Below are 17,574 nucleotides of genomic sequence, written 5' to 3' on the forward strand. Positions count from 1 at the left end.
AAATATTTTAAAATCCGAGATCGCGCTCTATTTCTTCCATTTCGATTACGTCTCCAGCTTCCTCAATCGTAGGAACTAGAATCATCTCATCAGGCACAACATCATAGTTAATCCCTGTATTTACAAAGACAAATGATTTCTTATCTGCACGCTGGTAGTTTGAAAGCTTTAAAAACTGCACAAGATCTTCAAGTGTGAGCTCGTCATATTTGAGAAGATCAATCACTAGATTCTTTTGATCATAGTGATCTGGTACTATGTTCTCTAAGTATAATGCAAAATCGCGCACATCTGTGCGGTCGTCTGTAAGTATGGTATAGGTTGGCTTTTCTGTAACCGTCATTATTGTTTGATTTTTGAAGCTAGAAGATACATTACTGCCATTCTCACTGCAACTCCGTTTTGTACTTGATCCAAGATAATTGCATGTTCTGAATCTGCAACGTCACTCGTAATCTCTACACCGCGATTTATAGGTCCTGGGTGCATGATTACAATTTGCTTATCTAGAGAATCTAGTAACTTCTTATTCACTCCGTATTGCTGCGTGTATTCTCTTGTGCTTGGAAAATAACTAATATCCATTCGCTCATTTTGCACGCGCAGCATATTTGCCACGTCGCACCACTCAAGCGCTTTGCGCAAGTCTAGCTCTACTTCTACTCCTAGTGATTCTATGTATTTAGGCAATAGCGTTTTTGGACCACATACTTTTACGTTTGCTCCTTGCAACTTAAGCGCATATATATTTGATAGCGCAACACGGCTGTGTAAAATATCTCCTACAATCACCACATTTTTCCCCGCAACATCACCTAGACGTTCTCTTATAGAATAACTATCTAGCAATGCTTGTGTAGGGTGCTCATGAGCACCATCTCCAGCATTTACAATACTTGCCTTGATATGTTTTGATAGAAATACGCCAGCTCCAGGGTTAGGGTGTCGCATAACTACCATATCTACCTTCATGGATAGAATATTATTTACGGTATCAATGAGTGTTTCACCTTTCTTTACAGATGATGCTGCAGCCGAAAAGTTAATTACATCTGCACTTAGACGTTTTTCTGCAAGTTCAAAAGACAATTTTGTACGTGTACTATTTTCAAAAAAGAGATTTGCAATAGTAATATCACGTAGTGATGGTACCTTTTTAATAGGGCGATTGATCACTTCCTTAAAATGATCTGCCGTTTTAAAAATAAGTTCAATATCTGCCTCATTGATATACTTGATTCCTAGCAGATGATTGACACTCAACTCGCTCATAATAGTTAGCTTTTTACTAGATATACGGTGTCTTCTCCATCATTTTCTTCCCAGCACACCTTCACTTGTTCATCATTTATAGCATCTACCTGACGCCCTTTATAATCTGGTTGGATAGGTAAATGACGAGAGAAACGTCTGTCTATAAGACATAATAACTCTACTTCTTCTGGTCTCCCAAAACTCTGCACAGCAGTAAGAGCAGCGTTTATGCTACGCCCAGTGTATAAGACGTCGTCTATAAAGACCACCTTCTTATCCTCTACTACAAAGTCTATTTTTGTTTTATTTGCTTCCAGCGTTTTCTCGCTACGGCGAAAATCATCACGATAAAACGTGATATCTAGATAACCTAACTTGATAGCCTCAATGCCATAGTCTGTGGTGAGCAACTTCTTAATACGTTCTGCTAGATAAACGCCGCGAGGCTGTATCCCAATAAGAACGGTATTTTTAAAATCAGTATGATTTTCAATGAGTTGACAAGCCAGACGATTGAGAATGATGTTAATCTCTGTCGCAGTAAGAAGTACTTTTTGGCTCATAGAATTTTCCGAAATCTGTTCGGGGGTCAAAGTTACATAATTCTAAGGATTGATGGTAGTGTTTGTTACGCTTTCGCGAAAGCGTATCTATTACTAACTTCGTTACAACCTAAACGCTGAAAAAGATGCTACAAACTCAAACATGGTGGAAAGAAGGAATTGTATACCAAATCTACCCTAGATCCTATCGCGATACGACGGGTAACGGCATAGGTGACTTACGCGGAATCATAGAAAAATTAGATTATATCGCTAGTCTAGGGGTAGACATTATCTGGCTCAACCCTATTTATGATTCGCCTAATGATGATAATGGTTATGACATACGTGATTACCGAAAGATTATGGCAGAGTTTGGCACTATGGAAGATTTTGACGAGTTACTTTCAGGCATGAAAGCTAGAGGACTGCGTCTAGTGATGGATCTTGTGGTAAATCACTGTAGTGACGAGCATGAATGGTTTAAAGAAAGTAGGACTTCTCGTGATAATCCTTACCGAGACTACTTCCACTGGTGGCCAGCGGAAAAAGGTACACCTCCAAAAAGATGGAGTTACTTTGATGTAGAAGAAAATGCATGGCAATACGATAAGCAAACAGATGCCTATTACTTACACTACTTTGCTGTAAAGCAGCCCGACCTCAAATGGGAAAACCCAAAAGTGAGAGCCGAAATATATGATATGATGCACTTCTGGTTTAAAAAAGGTGTTGATGGTTTCCGTATGGATGTGATTCCTTTTATAAGTAAAGATATCAACTACCCAGAAATTGACGCCAAAGAACCTCATGAATACATTGCGTATTATGCAAATGGCCCAAAAGTGCATGAATACCTCAACGAACTTAATAATGAAGTAATCTCAAAATACGATGCGTTTACTGTAGGTGAAGGCCCAGGGATAAGCATTGATGATGCGTTGGACTTTGTTCATGAAGAACGTAAGGAGATGGATATGTTCTTCCATTTTGACCTCATGAGTTTAGACCGTGCTCCTGGAGAGGTTTTTAAAATGCGTGAGGGCGGCTACTCCTTACCTGAATTTAAAAAAGTATTTACTGACTGGGATGCGGCATTTGCAAAAGCTGGCTGGGGATCGTTGTTTCTAGCAAACCATGATTTCCCCAGAACTGTGAGCCGCTGGGGAAATGACAGTCCAGAACACTGGAGAAACAGCGCTACCCTACTTCAAACATTTCTATTAACCATGCGCGGTACTCCTTATTTTTATCAAGGTGATGAAATTGGAATGACTAACGTACGCTTTACAGACATAGAAGATTATCGCGACATTAATACGATTAACAGATATGAGACTGTAAAAAACAGAGGCGGAGATCTTGAGGTCTTTATGGACAGCGAACAACATGCCGCTAGAGAAAATGCGCGCACACCCATGCAGTGGGATAACACAGAAAACGCTGGCTTTACAAGTGGCACTCCGTGGATAAAGCTCAATGAAGACTACAAAGTAGGTGTTAACACAAAAGACCAACTCAATAAAAAGGATTCTATACTCTCTTACTTCAAACAAATCACTGCCTTACGCAAGAAGCACCAAGCGCTTGTTTATGGAGCTTATGAGTGTATCAAGCCAGAACATGACCAAGTGTATTGCTACACGCGAACGCTAGAGAGTGAGCGTTTCTTAGTGCTATTAAACTTCTCTGAGGATACAGCACAGTTCTCGTTACCGCTTTCAGTAAGCTATAACAGGAAAATCAAAGTTATTTCTAATGATAAAATAATAGATGATAAGACCTTTAAAGAATTTACACTCCGCCCATGGCAAGCGATTGTATATCGATTAGAAAACTAGCCGTCTATAAAAATGTAAACAGCAATCCCTATAACAACAATAATTTGCAGCCACTTTAAAACAATACCCGCATTCTTATTAGTACGGAGTACATGAGAGATTTTTCCTGCGACAAGTGCAATACTCCCGAAGATGACAAAGGATTCTAGCATAAATAGCAATCCTAACACATAAAATTGATACACCGTGTTTCCTTCTGGATCCCATAAGAATCCTGGGAAAAATGCTAAGAAGAATATCGTCACCTTAGGGTTAAGGATATTCATAATCACACCTTGTTTAAAAAGGGCTGTGTACGACTTTTTTGGAGCACCATCTGCGAGATTAATAGACGCATCGCTACGGTATACTTTAAAGGCTAGATAAAGCAAGTACATTGCTCCTACCGTTTTAATTGCAAAAAACAGAAAAGGCGAAGCAGCAATCACTGCCGATAGCCCAAAAGCAACAAGTGTAGTATGCACAATACATCCAGAAATTAACCCTGCGGTGGTTGCAAGTCCAGATTTACTGCCATTTGCAACACTCTGCGTGAGTACATAGATGTTATCTGGCCCTGGCGAAAACGCAAGTAAAGCAGTTGCTGCTAGAAAAGCAATGATGGATTCTATCAAAGGAATACTAGTTAGTTAGTCATTGCAAAATAAGAAAAAACAAGATGCTTACAACACTACCACTGTCGTTCCTTCCACATCGAGTAAAAGCCTAGCAATAATAAAAGACCTGCTGCAGCAAGCTTTGCCCATTGCGGGATAAAGGTTGCGATATCAGGTTTCATCGCAAAAAGCATGACGGCAATGGAAGCAAAAATAAGTTTATGAGAATTTCTCATGGTATGAATTGATTAGCGTGTAGTTACTAGACGATGGCAACTTACTATCTTTTCGCTAAAATGGCGTTATTTATTTCTTTAATCAATCCTGGACCTTCGTATACAAACCCTGTATAGAGCTGTACAAGTGATGCACCTGCTTCAAGTTTATCAAGAGCATCTTGCGCAGAGTGAATTCCTCCTACGCCTATGATTGGAAATGAGTTATTACTCTTGTCTGATAAGTATTTAATCACACGTGTAGAACGATTTGTAACTGGCTTGCCGCTTAATCCGCCATTACCTATTTCTGCAAGGCGAGCGTCCGTGGTTATCAAACCTTCTCTATTTACAGAGGTATTACTTGCAATCACACCATCGAGACCTGTTTCTTTCACAAGCGCTACGATTTCATCTAGTTGCTGGTCATTAAGATCTGGAGCTATTTTAAGAACAATTGGTCGCTGCACCGCATACTTCTTATTTGCTTGCTGCACGGCTCCTATAAGTTCTTCTAGATAATCTTTATCATTCAATTTTGCATGACTAGAAACATTCGGGCAACTTACATTAAGCACAAAATAATCTACTACAGGATGTAATTCGTGAAAACACGTTAGATAGTCTGCTGTATAATCTTCCGGCTTAGTATCGGTGTTTTTACCGATGTTTCCGCCTATGATAATGTTGTTGTTTTTACGAGATTTTAATCGAGTTACCGCTTCGGCAACTCCTCCGTTATTGAAGCCCATTCTGTTTATGAGCCCTTGATCCTCTTTTAATCTAAACAGACGCTGCTTTGGGTTTCCTGCTTGTGCCTTTGGAGTAACAGTACCTATCTCAATAAAACCAAACCCTAAATCTCCTAGTTCATTAAAAAGCTTTGCATCTTTATCAAAACCTGCCGCTAGTCCTACGGGGTTTTTAAAAGTAAGGCCCAGTACTTTGCGCTCTAGTCGCTTGTCTTCCACCTTACCCATACGATTAAGAAGTCCTGAGAGTCCTAATTTATGCAATCGCTTTATCCATCTAAAGGTAAAATAATGCACTTTTTCTGGATCAAAGGAAAAGAGAATTGGGCGTATGAGGAGTTTGTACATTTCGGTCGTTTCTGTGGTGCAAAAATAGTCCAAAAAGAGGTATTTTTGAAGCAGAACTGAATGATGATTTTTACGCTTTCGCGAAAGCGTACTCACAACCACCCATTATGATTGATAAAGACGCACTTCTTAAAAGATTTATAAGCTACGTAACTACCTATACGGAAAGTGACCCTAACAGCGACACCACGCCAAGTACTGAGTGCCAGTGGGATCTTGCAAGACAGCTCAAGGATGAACTAGAAGCAATGGGAATGAGTGAGGTAACGATAGATGAGCATGCGTACGTGATGGCAACACTCCCTAGCAATGTAGATCACGATGTGCCTGTTATTGGTTTTATATCACACTTTGATACAACTCCAGATTTTACGGGGAAGGATGTAAAACCGCAGATTTGGGAGAATTATGACGGTGGCGATCTTGTTCTTAATAAAGAACAGAATATTGTGTTGTCTCCAGAATACTTTGATGACTTGAAGCAATACAAAGGGCAAACCATCATCACTACAGATGGTACTACCCTACTAGGTGCAGATGATAAAGCGGGTATTACAGAGATTATGGAAGCAATGAAATACTTGCTTGAAAATCCTCAAGTAAAACACGGTAAAATACGCGTAGGCTTCACTCCTGATGAGGAAATAGGTCGTGGCGCACATAAATTTGATGTAGAAAAATTTGGTGCCGAATGGGCGTATACTATGGATGGTAGCCAGATAGGCGAACTAGAATATGAAAACTTTAATGCTGCTGGGGCGGTCGTTACCATAGAAGGTAAAATTGTACACCCAGGCTATGCAAAAGGCAAAATGGTAAATAGTATGTACATCGCTACAGACTACATAAACAGCTTACCAAGACTAGAAACTCCGGAGCACACTTCTGATCGTGAGGGATTCTTTCACTTACATGACATTACTGGCAGCGTAGATAATACAACGCTAGAATATATCATAAGAGATCACGACAAAGGACACTTTGAAGCTCGCAAGGAAATGATGATCCAACTAGCAGATGAGCTTAATGCACAGCTAGAAAAAGAAGTAGTGACTGTAGAGATCAAAGATCAGTACTTTAATATGCGTGAGAAAGTGGAACCTGTAATGCACATTGTAGATATTGCAGAGGAAGCAATGAAATCGCTAGACATAGAACCACTTATCAAACCTATACGTGGTGGTACAGATGGATCACAGCTCTCGTTTATGGGATTACCGTGTCCTAACATTTTTGCAGGTGGTCATAACTTCCATGGGCGATATGAATATGTACCAGTAGAGAGTATGATCAAAGCCGTTGAGGTCATTGTAAGAATTACAGAAATCACAGCACAAAAGAACGCTTAAGACAACGCTCGCAATTAGCGAATTTCGAATAACTATCGTTTTATAAATTAGCTCACTTATGAATCCTTCTGCCACTGGCTGGATAAATAAACACTTCCCAAAGCTTCTTGACTATCTAGTTAAGAACCCTATGGATGAGCGTGCATTTTATGATTCGCTACGAGCAAAGGGTTTTATCTATGGACACTCTCTAGATACCTTACTGGATAGTGAATCCTCACAACTTAAGTGGACGGTACAAGAGAAGACAAAGATTAACCTCTTTGACGCACTTGCTTTTACGTATTACGATACGATTGCAAATGCTAGGCAAGAAGATTGCCTAGAAGCTATCGTTTCATTTTATAGACAGCTAGATAAAAAGGAACAGTACTTTATCAAAATCCCTCTGGGTAATGAATATGCGGCTGCTAAGGTTGAGAAAATTATCCACCAGCGAGTGCAGACTAATGAGTCGGCCTTGCAGAAGAGTTTTAGTCATCTTATCACTAATGCTTTAGTGTTTATAGATATTCTAAGTTTTGATCACTACCTCATTACCCAAGGTGATCCCTACGAGTATGCAAAAAACCTAGAGGCTGTTCTTACAGAATCTATATGGCTGGCATTGCAACAAAAGGAGAGTAAGGATGAATATAACAAGCTCCTTATAAAATTATTTGAAAGCTCTGTACGCTATAACGAACTCATAAAGCACACGCATACGAAGGTCTCTGAGATTAATCTCGGGATTATCACAGAACCCCTGGAGCAACAATATCTTCTAGATTTATGTAGTCTATCGCTATGGGATGACGAGAAGATCGATAAGCACGAACGCGAATTTATCATGCAGTTCTGTACGATTATGGGTCTTGATGAAAAGGGATACCTTGATGCGGTACTTGCTGTAAAAACATTCCTAACGGAACACGGTACAGAGATATCATATCTTAAATACAGTAATCCTATAAAGCATTTTTATAGTCAGACGACTTCTTCTGTCGGAAACCTAATCTCACGTAATAGCAAACGTCTTGTGAGAGAAATAAGAGAGAGTCGTGACTTAGTGATTTTGCTAGGCCAGTCTACTACACGTGATTTATCTAAAGAAGAGCGCAAAGTGGTAAAAAAACAACTACTTGACATTTGCAAAAGCATACCGTCACTCGCAGTATTCTTACTTCCAGGAGGCGGATTATTACTACCTATTCTCGTGCGATTAATCCCAACAATGCTACCTAGTGCTTTTAATGAAAATCTTGAGGATTAAGCAATCCACGTTTTAAAATCTTTTACGCGCTCCCTGCTTACAATAATCTCTTGCTCGCTCCAGGTATTCAGCTTTATTTTTAGTCTTGAGTTTGTATATGCAATGATATCTGCTATCGCATTGATGTTTACATAAAACTTCCTGCTTACTCGAAAGAATGTCTCAGGCTCTAGATCATTCTCTAGCAGTTCTAGCGTTGTATCCAGCAAATAATTACGTCCATCTATTGTACCAGCATACGTTCCTTTGTTTTCACTATAAAAACACTCAATCTCATCTATAGGAATCATTTTAATATGCTGTCCTATCTTAGTTGTAAATCGCTTTTTATACTCACGTTCTACTGCTGTTGCGCCTAGTAGCTTACGGATGTCTTCAAAGTTAAGTGACACATCTTGTGCCTTAGGCATGCGCTCTTTATACTTATTTACCGCCTTTTCAAGATCTTCGTCGTCTATTGGTTTCAATAAATAATCTACGCTATTGAGTTTAAAAGCTTGTAGCGCGTATTCATCAAACGCAGTGGTAAAAATAATAGCACTCTTCACCTCTACTTGATCAAAAATTTCAAAAGACAATCCATCTGAAAGTTGGATATCAAGAAAAATTAAATCTGGGTGTGTATTTGTTTTAAACCAGGCCACAGCTTCCTCTACAGAATGCAGCATTTCATTTACAGTAACTCCTACTTCGGCAAGCATTCTATTAAGGCGTCTTGCAGATGGTTTTTCGTCTTCTATAATGAGTACGTTCATGGATTGGTTGTTTGATGATTTTTTTGATGTACGTAAAAATACTAATTCTTTATTCTTGTGTGATAAGCACGCCCTCTTTCCAGATCTTCGCTATCGAGCTCATGTGCATCACATCTTCTACGGGAGATTTATCAAGCAATAACATATCTGCTTTAAAGCCTTCTTTTATATAACCTACGTTCTCTAGAGAAAACTTATCTGCCGGTAATGAAGTGGCACTTGCTAGCACTGCTTCTATGGGTAATCCCGCTTTCGCGAAAAAAGCCAATTCCTTATACAAATCGCTGCCTATATTAATATTGGCATTAGGTGGATCTGTACCTGCTAGAATAGGAATCCCAGCATCGTATAAGCGCTTAACTTCCTTGAGGAGACGCGCTTCTATTTCGGCAGTTTCTTCAGGAGTTTTATTGTAATACAGTGGCTGAATCAACACTGTGGTAAGTATGGTAGGTATCACAAAGAAGTTTGCATCTTCATTGAGTTGATCGAGCTGTGCTGCTGTGAGAGGCTCATCATTATAAATATGCACGAGACCATCTGCACCGCTTGAGAGTGCATCAAAAGCATCTTGTGCTCGTGACACATGTACAACCGCAATTTTATCTGCTTTATGAGCTTCTTTAATAATAGCCGCTACGGTTTCTTTATGAAGTGTAGCTTTCCAAGGTTCTACAATGATTTTTATGTAATCAACTCCAGCGGCTACACGATCTGCTACCCATTGTTGCGCATCTTCTGGCACCGAAAGTGTGGGAATAGGAAAACCGTATTGTGTACCGTGACCGCCTTCTGTGGTAGCTGCATATCCTGCGCGATACAATCTAGCATTACCAAGAGTATCACGTAGATTAATCATTGCCTCTTGCATGGGTTCCATGCCGTGCATGTCTAGCAAATTAAGAACACCTGCTTGTGCTGCTTCTTGTAGTTGTGGAGCCGCCCATGTATGTACATGAGCATTAGTAAGAGCTGGCATTAAGAACCTCCCAGTGCCGTCTATGGTAGTCTGTGCAGTAAGTGGATTTGAAGACACCTCGCTGATGATTCCGTTGTCTACTTTTACAAATTGATTTGCTAAGATTTCGGTGCCATTAAATAAGGTTACATTTTCTACTACAAAACTTTGCTGCGCGCTCACGGAGCAGAAGGTCACTAATAGTAAGATAACTAACGTATGTCTCATGATTTCCTGTTTTCGCGAAAGCGGTTTGAAAACTCTTCTTCCTCTTGATCCATAAATTCTTGAATCTTGCGATCTTCCCATTTCTTTAATCCTTTAAAGAAGCGGAATCCTTTAAAGACATATATCCAATGCACTAGCAGCGATAATCCCCAGAAAAATGGTGTTGTATAACGTACCCACCAAGGTGCATTCCCTAGCACATCGAAGTTAAAAAACATCCCCGAATAGAATAGCTGCAAGAGCGTATTTATAATCAGATAGACGGTGAGATGCCTGTAAAACCCTTTCTCTTCTTCTACACGTTTTTTTGCGCGTTCGTATTTGCTCGTAGTTGATTCCATTATTTTTTAAATAGTGTATTAGACTGTGATTCTTGTTCTTCTTTTTTTAAATGCTCCTCTATCTTACGTTGTTCCCAGCCTTTGCCTAAAAAGAAGTTCAACCCGAAGAGTTTTATAGCATCTATAATAATCCCTAACAATGAAAAGCCTATGACCCACAATACCCACGGATTACGAAACTCGTTAACGAAATAATTTATGACTGCTACAATAGCAATAAAAATAAGGGAGTTAATTAATCTACTATAGAATTTCTTAACCTTTTGAACATGCGCTGTGGCTCTTTGATACTTTTCTTGTTGCGTTTCCATGTTATCTTATTTAAAGTCCTCGTTACGAATGTACTCATCTATCTTACGTTTTTCCCAATCTTTTGAGAAGAAAGGATTCCAGCCAAAGGTCTTTGCAGCGTGACTTAGTATCCCGATTCCCCAACCTGCGATAGGAAATATAGCCCAGAAAAAGCCTGTGGTATAAAAGTTTAATACTAAGAAGAAGCATACAAAGATGAGGTATGTCCCTAGGTGCGTATAAAACTCTTTAAGCTCACTTACTCTTGCTCTTGCTCTATCGTACTTTGTGTTTTCTGTTGATGTGTTCATGATGTTTGTTTTTTGTTTGATGGTGTAAATATCACATGATCTTCCATTTTTAAAAAGTAGTACTTACCGAAGTGTAGAAATTCATTACTGAATTGTAAAACTGTCATAAACTCGTTGACATCACTTCTCATAAACCGTATCTTTATGTAAAAAAAAGTTATGTTCGGATTATTTAAAAAGAAAAGCGAAGTAGAAAAACTTCAGGAAAAACACAAAAAGGTTTTAGAAAGGGCGTTCCAACTATCTAAGAGTGACAGAAGTGCAAGTGATAGTTTATATGCAGAAGCTGCAGAGATTGAGAAGCAAATATCACAGCATTCGTAATTTTCTGCACAAATTGTTACCATATCGTTAACTATTTGTAAAAAAAATTATATTTTACAACTGCAAACAAAAACACTCTAGTATGAAATCCCTATTCAACTCATCGCCAAAACTGAGGCGGTTAATGGCATATCGTAAAAAAGCGATGTGCAACGCAAAAAAATGGAGCAATAAAGATGAAATGGCTAGTCACAGCTACCAGATTATGGTGCATGTGATTGACCAGAAGCTCTCTGCACTTACTGTTAATAAATAAGCAATAAAGAGTCCATACTCACTAGCATAATAATACGTACCCCATTATATTTGTGAGTATGGAACCTTTTATAGTATCTGCCCGAAAATACCGTCCCACCACTTTTAAAGATGTTGTTGGGCAACAGGCTATTACTAACACTTTAGAAAACGCAATACGCAACAACCACCTCGCTCAGGCGCTACTTTTTTGTGGTCCTCGTGGTGTGGGTAAGACGTCTTGTGCACGTATTCTTGCAAAGCAAATCAATACCGACGAGAACACAAGTCCAGATGAGGATTTTGCTTTTAACGTATTTGAGCTTGATGCAGCGTCAAACAACTCTGTAGATGATATACGTAGTCTTATAGATCAAGTACGCATCCCGCCACAGGTAGGAAAATACAAAGTGTATATTATTGATGAGGTGCACATGCTCTCTGCTGCGGCCTTTAATGCGTTTCTTAAAACACTAGAAGAACCTCCTAAGCACGCTATCTTTATACTAGCGACTACAGAAAAACATAAAATCATCCCTACCATACTTTCTCGTTGTCAGATTTTTGACTTCAAGCGTATTACAGTAACAGATGCTCGCAAGCATCTTGTACAGATCGCGATAGAAGAAGGTATTGAAGCAGATGAAGAAGCATTACATATCATTGCTCAAAAAGCAGATGGTGCGATGCGTGACGCATTATCCATTTTTGACCGAGTAGTGAGCTTTAGTGGTAAAACGCTTTCGCGAAAGGCAGTTACAGAGAACTTAAACGTTCTAGACTACGATACCTATTTCACCACCACAGATTACTTACTTACGAACGATATCCCACAGGTACTCGTACAGTATAATGATATCTTGTCTCGTGGTTTTGATGGACATCACTACATAGCTGGTCTTGCTTCTCACTTTAGAGACTTAATGGTTTGTAAAAATCCGCCGACGATTCATTTATTGGAAGTAGGCGATACGACTAAGAAAAAGTACTACGAACAATCACAAAAGACAGATATGGCTTTCTTAATGGAAGCTATCAATATTGCAAATGATTGTGATCTCAAATTTAGAACCAGCCGTAACCAGCGACTTCTTGTAGAACTTTGTCTCATGCAACTTGCCTCTATCACTTTTGATGGAGAAAAAAAAAATGACGGTCCGTTCTTAGTACCACCTTCTTATTATAAAGTAGATCACACACAGACTGGCGCAGCACCACAGACGCAAACGGCAGTCACTCCAACTAATACTGCAGCTACACAAGCACCAACTGCTACGAATGCTGCACAGGTAGCAGCACCTGCTACACAAACGCCGAGTACTCCTACTCCGCCGCCTACTGTACAGCAAAGTGTACCTGTACAAGAAAATACAGTTGCACCAAATGCAGTCGCTCCACAAGCAACGCAAGCGCAAACGCAAAATGCAGCTCCTGTACAAAATACAGCAGCCACACAGCAACCTGCTCCCGTAACACCTCAAGCTTCACCAACAACTCCTAGCGTACCAGAATTATCGTTGCGCAAGGATCGTGTGTCTGGATTGTCACTTAAAGGATTACAGCGTAAAAAGGAGCTAGAGCTTAAGAAAGCTAACAAAAAAGTAGATGTAGAAAATCTACCTACAGAGCCATTTACCGAAATTGCAATGCAAGCTGCCTGGGCAGAGTATGTAAAGCGCCTTCTTGCCAAAGGAGAACGGATTATTGCCTCTAACCTAGAAGCAGATCAGCCGACTTTAAATGGTACTACTATTGAACTAGAATATCCTAACGAGACGATGAAAATTGAGGTAGAACGCGCCCAAGGGCCGCTACTTGAATTTTTAAAACGTAGTCTCAACAATTATGACATCACCTTAGGAATTACGGTAAATGAAGAAGTACAACGCAAGTATGCGTATACTGCTCAAGAACGATACGATAAACTACGGGAACACAATCCTGCGCTAGATATTCTCAGGAAAACATTTGATCTCGACTTATAAAAAAATACGCTATGGAAAATAAAGAAGCTATCCAGATGCTCCACCTTAAATTACCTACAGATCCTCGCTGGGTAAATATTGTAGAAAAAAACATAGAAGAAATACTTACAGATCACGCCTACTGCGAGCAGAAAGCTGCTTCTAGTGCGATTTCGTTTATCATAGGTTTTCCAGAATACACAGAGCTTGTTGCTGCGATGAGTGATCTTGCTATGGAAGAAATGAGCCACTTTAAAATGGTGCATGACATCATGGTAGAAAGAGGATTACACCTAGGTCGCGAACGCAAGGATGCCTACGTACACAAGCTACGTTTCTTTTTCCCAAAAGGAGGATCAAGAGTAGAGAGTTTAGTAAATCGCTTGCTAGTTGCGGCGCTTATTGAAGGTAGAAGCTGTGAGCGTTTCCGCTTACTGTCTGAGGAGCTTGAAGATAAAAAGCTTGCTAAGTTTTACCGCAAACTCATGATAAGCGAGGCTGGACACTACACCATGTTCTTAAACTTTGCCCGCCAGTACGGAGACAGAGCAAAAGTTGATGCAAAGTGGCAAGAATTGCTAGATTTTGAAAAGCAAGTGATGAAGGATCTAAGTGTTACAGAAACCATACACGGATAATATTTCCACTAGTTTTCTCACCTAAACACAAGCTTATATGCGCATACGTATTCTTATTATTTCTTGTTTAGTAATGAGCTGTATCGCTTGTAAGGAGAAAGCTCTTGTGCAAAAACCGACCACACCTTTTGATTATCTACTAGGAGACTGGGAGCGCACTAATAGTAAAGGCGGCAGTGAGACCTTTGAACACTGGAAAACAGTTACTGCTACAGAGCTACGTGGTCACGGTTACACCTTAGAAGATGAGGATACCGTTTTTAACGAGCGCATACGTCTTGTACAAAAGAAAAACGAGTGGCAACTACAGATAAGTGGCCCTAATGAAACGCCAACCATTTTTAAAATCACCGAGAATGACGGTAAGTCATTTACAGCAGTAAATCCTGAAAATGAATTCCCGAAGGTGATTACCTATTCTTACTTTGATGATGTGCTTACGGCGACTATCTCCTCAGAGGAAATGGAAATTCCGTTTATATTCTGGCGGGTAGAAGATTAACCTTCGGCGAGAAGGTTGTCTATGATGCTTCTTATGCTGTCGCTATTCCAGTCTGAGGCGCCTGTTTCTTTTACGACTATATTTCCTTCTTGATCTATAATGTAACTCGTAGGTATCGAGCGTTCAAAAAGTAACTCCGGTGTTTCCATCGCTGGTAATACTGCTGGGAGGTCTAGTTCTCTTTTGGTCATAAACTTTTTGACAACTGCTGGATCTTCGTTTGTGATGAGCAAGAACGTTATTTTATCTCCATAATCTGCATGCAGTTCGGCTATAGATGGTAGTTCGGCAATACACGGAGGGCACCAGGTTGCCCAGTAACTTATAAAAGTCACTTTGCCTTTCCCTACGCCTACTTCGGCTGGAATTCCTTCTAGCGAGCTTACTTTATAATCAAAAGACTGGAGTTGAGTTTGGTCCTTTTTCGCGAAAGCGGACGGTGAAAATATCGCCACCTTCACCTTATTTATTGCCACTTGAATAGGAGTTCTCGTCTGCGGAATTATAAGCAGGAGAATCACAATGATGAACAATATATTTTGCCAACTAAATCTTTTTTTCTGAGCCATAGGGAATAAAAAAATGCGTGTGCACGATGAGTCGTACACACGCATTAAACTTACGTTTTTTTATACTTAATTACGAGTAACCGTCACAGGTTCTGATAAGTCAAAACAACCGCTTAGGTCATTTGCATTTGCACCCACCATAAGACCGGTAAGTCCTTCCTCATAACGCAGGTACCAGATAAGGCAAACGCCCGTCCCAGCATCATCAAAGTTTACACCCTCTACCGCAGCCAGTGTAGGTGGTAATCCCAGGATCTCTCCAGTATCTGTAGTGATCACCCAGCTATTTAAAGCGCCTACGCTCTCTCCCGTAAGACCTAGCCCGCTTACCATATCTGGTGTGCCGTCTACGGTAAAGGTAAAAGGACCTCCAGTAATTTCGGCAGCGATGGCCTCGTTACGTACTACTTCTACAGGTTCAGAAAGATCAAAAACTCCCGTAAGGTCATTTGCATTTGCGCCTACTTCTAGCCCTTCTAGTCCTGGCTCATAGCGTAGGTACCAGATAAGGCAGATTCCTGCTCCTGCATCGTCAAAGTTTACACCCTGCACTGCATCAAGCGTAGGTGGTAATCCTAAAATTTCGCCAGTGTCTGTGGTAATCACCCAACTATTCTCAGATCCTACAGAATCACCCATAAGTGATAAACCGCTCACCATATCTGGCGTACCGTCTACACAAAACTCAAAAGGTCCTCCCACGATTTCGGCAGCAAGTGGTCCCGCGTTGCGGTTTACTACTAGAAAGTTAGAGAGCTCAAAATCTCCTGCAAAATCATCAAGATTTTCGCCCGTTGCTAGTCCGCTCAAGCCATCTTGATATGCAAGGTGATAGATGTAACAAGCACCTACACCCGCATCGTCAAAGTTTACACCCTCCAGCGCCTCCAGCGTAGGTGGTATTCCTAAGATGTTTTTAGAGTCATCTGTCACTACAAAAGTGGTCACATCTCCTGCTAATTCGCCAGTGATTGTCACGCCCGTTACCATATCTGGTGCTCCATCTACAAAGAAGGTAAAAGGACCTCCTGCTAGCGTCCCAGCTTCTGGTGTGATTGCGTTTGTGGTGGTATCGTCGTCAGAGTCACACGATACAAGGATAGCTCCTAGAGCGAAGCATCCCATTAATAGTTGCTTTTTCATTATTGATAGTTTTTTTTGATTTATATGGTAAATCTAAAACCATCAAGATTGCTTAAATGTAAGCTAGCTTACATTTTGTGATTTTATGCCACTTTTATGCGAATTTCATTGCGAGAAAATTCTAAAAACTGCGTCGCCTTTAGCTCGTTCATAATCGCATTAAGCGTAGGTCGTGACGTACCTATGAGACTCGCAATATCTTTTTGAGTGTATGGATGTTTGATTACCGTATCACCCGTATTTGGACAGCAGTATCCATAATCTTCGGCAAGTTCTGTCATAAATTCCTTTACACGTGTGGTTGCATCTTTAAAGAGAAGCAAGTCTAGACGGCGTTCTAGCTTTTTAAACCTAATCCCGAGAAATTTATACACCTTAAGACTAAAGCTGTGGTTATTGCGCATTAACTCCTGCATCTGGCACACCGGCACGGGGCATACCGAGGTTTTTGCATCTATAGACTGTGCAAACTCACTGCGCGACTCCTCCCCTAGTATTGCTTTCTCGCCAAAGAGTTCGCCCTTAGTAAGTATCGCCCGCACCACCTCCTTACCATCCTCTGCATAGTAGCCCAGCTTTACTTTACCCTTCTCTATCAAGTACACCTTATTTGCCGCATCCTCCTCAAAGTAAATAAAGTCCTGCTTCCCGTATTGTGAGAAGTTATGCCGCTTTCTATACTGCTTTGTTTTATGGGGACACAACACGCTAAAAACATTTACATCTTCAAGAAACCAGATTTTTGACATAGCGCGTGTAGGGTTTAATTGTTACACATCTGTCGGCAACTGCTCTGTAACCTTACAGCCAGTAGGCGTTTATAGCATTGTGGGTGTAGTACGCTTTCGCGAAAATGTCTCGGATTATATCCACATGCTTTTATGAGTAGTGTGGTTAGTGGGTGGTTTTTACAGCGTGACTGCTCGCGAAAAACTGATATCCTTTTTGAAGTAAAGTGACTTATTTTCAATTATTTCGCTATAAATGAGGATTACCGTATGGGAGTTTGGATTTGAGGTGGTAGATTAGTGGTTTGCTTGTAATCTATTATGATTTACAGCAATAAATGGTAATCTATTAATGCTCTTTTATGAACTGATATTCATTGGTTTGTGGGTGGGGTTTTGGTGGATTGCTTGGATAATTAAGTTGGCGGTAATTAAAAAA

At 40.2% G+C, this 17,574-nt stretch carries 22 protein-coding genes; 8 read left to right on the forward strand and 14 right to left on the reverse strand.

Annotated features, from left to right (window positions below; all coding sequences use genetic code 11):
- Nucleotides 1-7: 7 nt before the first annotated feature.
- The 3 genes from ACJJVU_RS10595 to pyrR are packed head-to-tail and all read right to left on the reverse strand — an operon-like array spanning nucleotide 8 to nucleotide 1,817.
- Nucleotides 8-343 (reverse strand): ribonuclease Z, encoded by a 336-nt coding sequence (locus tag ACJJVU_RS10595; protein ID WP_405225130.1) that lies wholly within the window; start codon nucleotides 341-343, stop codon nucleotides 8-10.
- A complete protein-coding gene (locus tag ACJJVU_RS10600; protein ID WP_298324571.1) occupies nucleotides 343-1,272 on the reverse strand; it encodes an aspartate carbamoyltransferase catalytic subunit in 930 nt (309 codons plus the stop codon). The genes ACJJVU_RS10595 and ACJJVU_RS10600 overlap by 1 nt, the downstream gene beginning before the upstream one ends.
- A 5-nt stretch (nucleotides 1,273-1,277) precedes the next feature.
- Nucleotides 1,278-1,817, reverse strand: coding sequence for a bifunctional pyr operon transcriptional regulator/uracil phosphoribosyltransferase PyrR (pyrR, locus tag ACJJVU_RS10605; RefSeq protein ID WP_013752345.1), 540 nt, complete (start codon nucleotides 1,815-1,817; stop codon nucleotides 1,278-1,280).
- 125 nt (nucleotides 1,818-1,942) lie between these two features.
- On the opposite strand from pyrR, the gene ACJJVU_RS10610 reads away from it, so the two are divergent.
- The gene (locus ACJJVU_RS10610) at nucleotides 1,943-3,637 is read left to right on the forward strand and encodes an alpha-glucosidase (RefSeq protein WP_405225133.1); all 1,695 of its coding nucleotides are present in this window, start codon (nucleotides 1,943-1,945) and stop codon (nucleotides 3,635-3,637) included.
- Here the strand turns inward: ACJJVU_RS10610 and ACJJVU_RS10615 are convergent.
- The 3 genes from ACJJVU_RS10615 to ACJJVU_RS10625 are packed head-to-tail and all read right to left on the reverse strand — an operon-like array spanning nucleotide 3,634 to nucleotide 5,548.
- A complete protein-coding gene (locus ACJJVU_RS10615) occupies nucleotides 3,634-4,251 on the reverse strand; it encodes a LysE family translocator (RefSeq protein WP_405225136.1) in 618 nt (205 codons plus the stop codon). The genes ACJJVU_RS10610 and ACJJVU_RS10615 overlap by 4 nt on opposite strands.
- Nucleotides 4,252-4,307: 56 nt before the next feature.
- A complete protein-coding gene (locus ACJJVU_RS10620; RefSeq protein ID WP_013752348.1) occupies nucleotides 4,308-4,469 on the reverse strand; it encodes a hypothetical protein in 162 nt (53 codons plus the stop codon).
- A 44-nt stretch (nucleotides 4,470-4,513) separates the two neighbouring features.
- Entirely contained in the window at nucleotides 4,514-5,548 is a 1,035-nt protein-coding gene (locus ACJJVU_RS10625; RefSeq protein ID WP_405225139.1) for a quinone-dependent dihydroorotate dehydrogenase, read from the reverse strand.
- Between the two features lie 107 nt (nucleotides 5,549-5,655).
- Here ACJJVU_RS10625 and pepT point away from each other — a divergent pair, with 107 nt between their 5' ends.
- Entirely contained in the window at nucleotides 5,656-6,897 is a 1,242-nt protein-coding gene (gene pepT / locus ACJJVU_RS10630; RefSeq protein WP_405225142.1) for a peptidase T, read from the forward strand.
- Between the two features lie 58 nt (nucleotides 6,898-6,955).
- The gene (locus ACJJVU_RS10635) at nucleotides 6,956-8,149 is read left to right on the forward strand and encodes an LETM1-related biofilm-associated protein (protein ID WP_405225145.1); all 1,194 of its coding nucleotides are present in this window, start codon (nucleotides 6,956-6,958) and stop codon (nucleotides 8,147-8,149) included.
- Here ACJJVU_RS10635 and ACJJVU_RS10640 read toward each other — a convergent pair.
- The 5 genes from ACJJVU_RS10640 to ACJJVU_RS10660 are packed head-to-tail and all read right to left on the reverse strand — an operon-like array spanning nucleotide 8,146 to nucleotide 11,033.
- On the reverse strand, nucleotides 8,146-8,904 hold the full coding sequence (locus ACJJVU_RS10640; protein WP_013752352.1) for a LytTR family DNA-binding domain-containing protein: 759 nt from the start codon (nucleotides 8,902-8,904) through the stop codon (nucleotides 8,146-8,148). The genes ACJJVU_RS10635 and ACJJVU_RS10640 overlap by 4 nt on opposite strands.
- Nucleotides 8,905-8,953: 49 nt before the next feature.
- Nucleotides 8,954-10,090, reverse strand: coding sequence for an amidohydrolase family protein (locus tag ACJJVU_RS10645; protein ID WP_405225149.1), 1,137 nt, complete (start codon nucleotides 10,088-10,090; stop codon nucleotides 8,954-8,956).
- On the reverse strand, nucleotides 10,087-10,431 hold the full coding sequence (locus ACJJVU_RS10650; protein ID WP_298324543.1) for a 2TM domain-containing protein: 345 nt from the start codon (nucleotides 10,429-10,431) through the stop codon (nucleotides 10,087-10,089). The genes ACJJVU_RS10645 and ACJJVU_RS10650 overlap by 4 nt, the downstream gene beginning before the upstream one ends.
- Nucleotides 10,431-10,742 (reverse strand): 2TM domain-containing protein, encoded by a 312-nt coding sequence (locus tag ACJJVU_RS10655; protein WP_298324540.1) that lies wholly within the window; start codon nucleotides 10,740-10,742, stop codon nucleotides 10,431-10,433. Before ACJJVU_RS10655 ends, ACJJVU_RS10650 begins: the two co-directional genes overlap by 1 nt.
- Before the next feature lie 6 nt (nucleotides 10,743-10,748).
- Entirely contained in the window at nucleotides 10,749-11,033 is a 285-nt protein-coding gene (locus ACJJVU_RS10660) for a 2TM domain-containing protein (protein WP_405225154.1), read from the reverse strand.
- Nucleotides 11,034-11,192: 159 nt separating this feature from the next.
- Here ACJJVU_RS10660 and ACJJVU_RS10665 point away from each other — a divergent pair, with 159 nt between their 5' ends.
- From ACJJVU_RS10665 to ACJJVU_RS10685, 5 genes are all read left to right on the forward strand, one after another.
- Nucleotides 11,193-11,357, forward strand: coding sequence for a Lacal_2735 family protein (locus ACJJVU_RS10665; RefSeq protein WP_144783786.1), 165 nt, complete (start codon nucleotides 11,193-11,195; stop codon nucleotides 11,355-11,357).
- Nucleotides 11,358-11,439: 82 nt separating this feature from the next.
- Nucleotides 11,440-11,613 (forward strand): hypothetical protein, encoded by a 174-nt coding sequence (locus ACJJVU_RS10670; protein WP_405225157.1) that lies wholly within the window; start codon nucleotides 11,440-11,442, stop codon nucleotides 11,611-11,613.
- 58 nt (nucleotides 11,614-11,671) lie between these two features.
- Nucleotides 11,672-13,576, forward strand: coding sequence for a DNA polymerase III subunit gamma/tau (locus ACJJVU_RS10675; RefSeq protein ID WP_405225160.1), 1,905 nt, complete (start codon nucleotides 11,672-11,674; stop codon nucleotides 13,574-13,576).
- A gap of 35 nt (nucleotides 13,577-13,611) precedes the next feature.
- A complete protein-coding gene (locus tag ACJJVU_RS10680) occupies nucleotides 13,612-14,193 on the forward strand; it encodes a tRNA-(ms[2]io[6]A)-hydroxylase (RefSeq protein WP_405227504.1) in 582 nt (193 codons plus the stop codon).
- Nucleotides 14,194-14,230: 37 nt separating this feature from the next.
- Nucleotides 14,231-14,695, forward strand: coding sequence for a hypothetical protein (locus ACJJVU_RS10685; protein ID WP_405225163.1), 465 nt, complete (start codon nucleotides 14,231-14,233; stop codon nucleotides 14,693-14,695).
- Here ACJJVU_RS10685 and ACJJVU_RS10690 read toward each other — a convergent pair.
- From ACJJVU_RS10690 to ACJJVU_RS10700, 3 genes are all read right to left on the reverse strand, one after another.
- Complete coding sequence (locus ACJJVU_RS10690; RefSeq protein ID WP_405225166.1) at nucleotides 14,692-15,216, reverse strand: TlpA family protein disulfide reductase; 525 nt, start codon at nucleotides 15,214-15,216, stop codon at nucleotides 14,692-14,694. The genes ACJJVU_RS10685 and ACJJVU_RS10690 overlap by 4 nt on opposite strands.
- Before the next feature lie 114 nt (nucleotides 15,217-15,330).
- Nucleotides 15,331-16,407 carry a hypothetical protein gene (locus tag ACJJVU_RS10695; protein WP_405225169.1) on the reverse strand — a complete coding sequence of 359 codons (1,077 nt, stop codon included), beginning with the start codon at nucleotides 16,405-16,407 and terminating at the stop codon, nucleotides 15,331-15,333.
- A gap of 83 nt (nucleotides 16,408-16,490) precedes the next feature.
- Nucleotides 16,491-17,156 carry a Crp/Fnr family transcriptional regulator gene (locus tag ACJJVU_RS10700; protein WP_108878658.1) on the reverse strand — a complete coding sequence of 222 codons (666 nt, stop codon included), beginning with the start codon at nucleotides 17,154-17,156 and terminating at the stop codon, nucleotides 16,491-16,493.
- Between the last annotated feature and the right edge of the window lie 418 nt (nucleotides 17,157-17,574).

This window comes from Dokdonia sp. Asnod1-B02, from assembly GCF_045063955.1.
Classification (GTDB): Bacteria; Bacteroidota; Bacteroidia; order Flavobacteriales; family Flavobacteriaceae; genus Dokdonia.

Coding starts and splice junctions, on each gene's coding strand:
- ACJJVU_RS10595 (WP_405225130.1), bottom strand. CDS start 343: ATGACGGTTACAGAAAAGCCAACCTATACCATACTTACAGACGACCGC.
- ACJJVU_RS10695 (WP_405225169.1), bottom strand. CDS start 16,407: ATGAAAAAGCAACTATTAATGGGATGCTTCGCTCTAGGAGCTATCCTT.
- ACJJVU_RS10610 (WP_405225133.1), top strand. CDS start 1,943: ATGCTACAAACTCAAACATGGTGGAAAGAAGGAATTGTATACCAAATC.
- ACJJVU_RS10700 (WP_108878658.1), bottom strand. CDS start 17,156: ATGTCAAAAATCTGGTTTCTTGAAGATGTAAATGTTTTTAGCGTGTTG.
- ACJJVU_RS10640 (WP_013752352.1), bottom strand. CDS start 8,904: ATGAACGTACTCATTATAGAAGACGAAAAACCATCTGCAAGACGCCTT.
- ACJJVU_RS10675 (WP_405225160.1), top strand. CDS start 11,672: ATGGAACCTTTTATAGTATCTGCCCGAAAATACCGTCCCACCACTTTT.
- ACJJVU_RS10665 (WP_144783786.1), top strand. CDS start 11,193: ATGTTCGGATTATTTAAAAAGAAAAGCGAAGTAGAAAAACTTCAGGAA.
- ACJJVU_RS10680 (WP_405227504.1), top strand. CDS start 13,612: ATGCTCCACCTTAAATTACCTACAGATCCTCGCTGGGTAAATATTGTA.
- ACJJVU_RS10625 (WP_405225139.1), bottom strand. CDS start 5,548: ATGTACAAACTCCTCATACGCCCAATTCTCTTTTCCTTTGATCCAGAA.
- pyrR (WP_013752345.1), bottom strand. CDS start 1,817: ATGAGCCAAAAAGTACTTCTTACTGCGACAGAGATTAACATCATTCTC.
- ACJJVU_RS10650 (WP_298324543.1), bottom strand. CDS start 10,431: ATGGAATCAACTACGAGCAAATACGAACGCGCAAAAAAACGTGTAGAA.
- ACJJVU_RS10685 (WP_405225163.1), top strand. CDS start 14,231: ATGCGCATACGTATTCTTATTATTTCTTGTTTAGTAATGAGCTGTATC.
- ACJJVU_RS10655 (WP_298324540.1), bottom strand. CDS start 10,742: ATGGAAACGCAACAAGAAAAGTATCAAAGAGCCACAGCGCATGTTCAA.
- ACJJVU_RS10600 (WP_298324571.1), bottom strand. CDS start 1,272: ATGAGCGAGTTGAGTGTCAATCATCTGCTAGGAATCAAGTATATCAAT.
- ACJJVU_RS10660 (WP_405225154.1), bottom strand. CDS start 11,033: ATGAACACATCAACAGAAAACACAAAGTACGATAGAGCAAGAGCAAGA.
- ACJJVU_RS10620 (WP_013752348.1), bottom strand. CDS start 4,469: ATGAGAAATTCTCATAAACTTATTTTTGCTTCCATTGCCGTCATGCTT.
- ACJJVU_RS10635 (WP_405225145.1), top strand. CDS start 6,956: ATGAATCCTTCTGCCACTGGCTGGATAAATAAACACTTCCCAAAGCTT.
- pepT (WP_405225142.1), top strand. CDS start 5,656: ATGATTGATAAAGACGCACTTCTTAAAAGATTTATAAGCTACGTAACT.
- ACJJVU_RS10670 (WP_405225157.1), top strand. CDS start 11,440: ATGAAATCCCTATTCAACTCATCGCCAAAACTGAGGCGGTTAATGGCA.
- ACJJVU_RS10645 (WP_405225149.1), bottom strand. CDS start 10,090: ATGAGACATACGTTAGTTATCTTACTATTAGTGACCTTCTGCTCCGTG.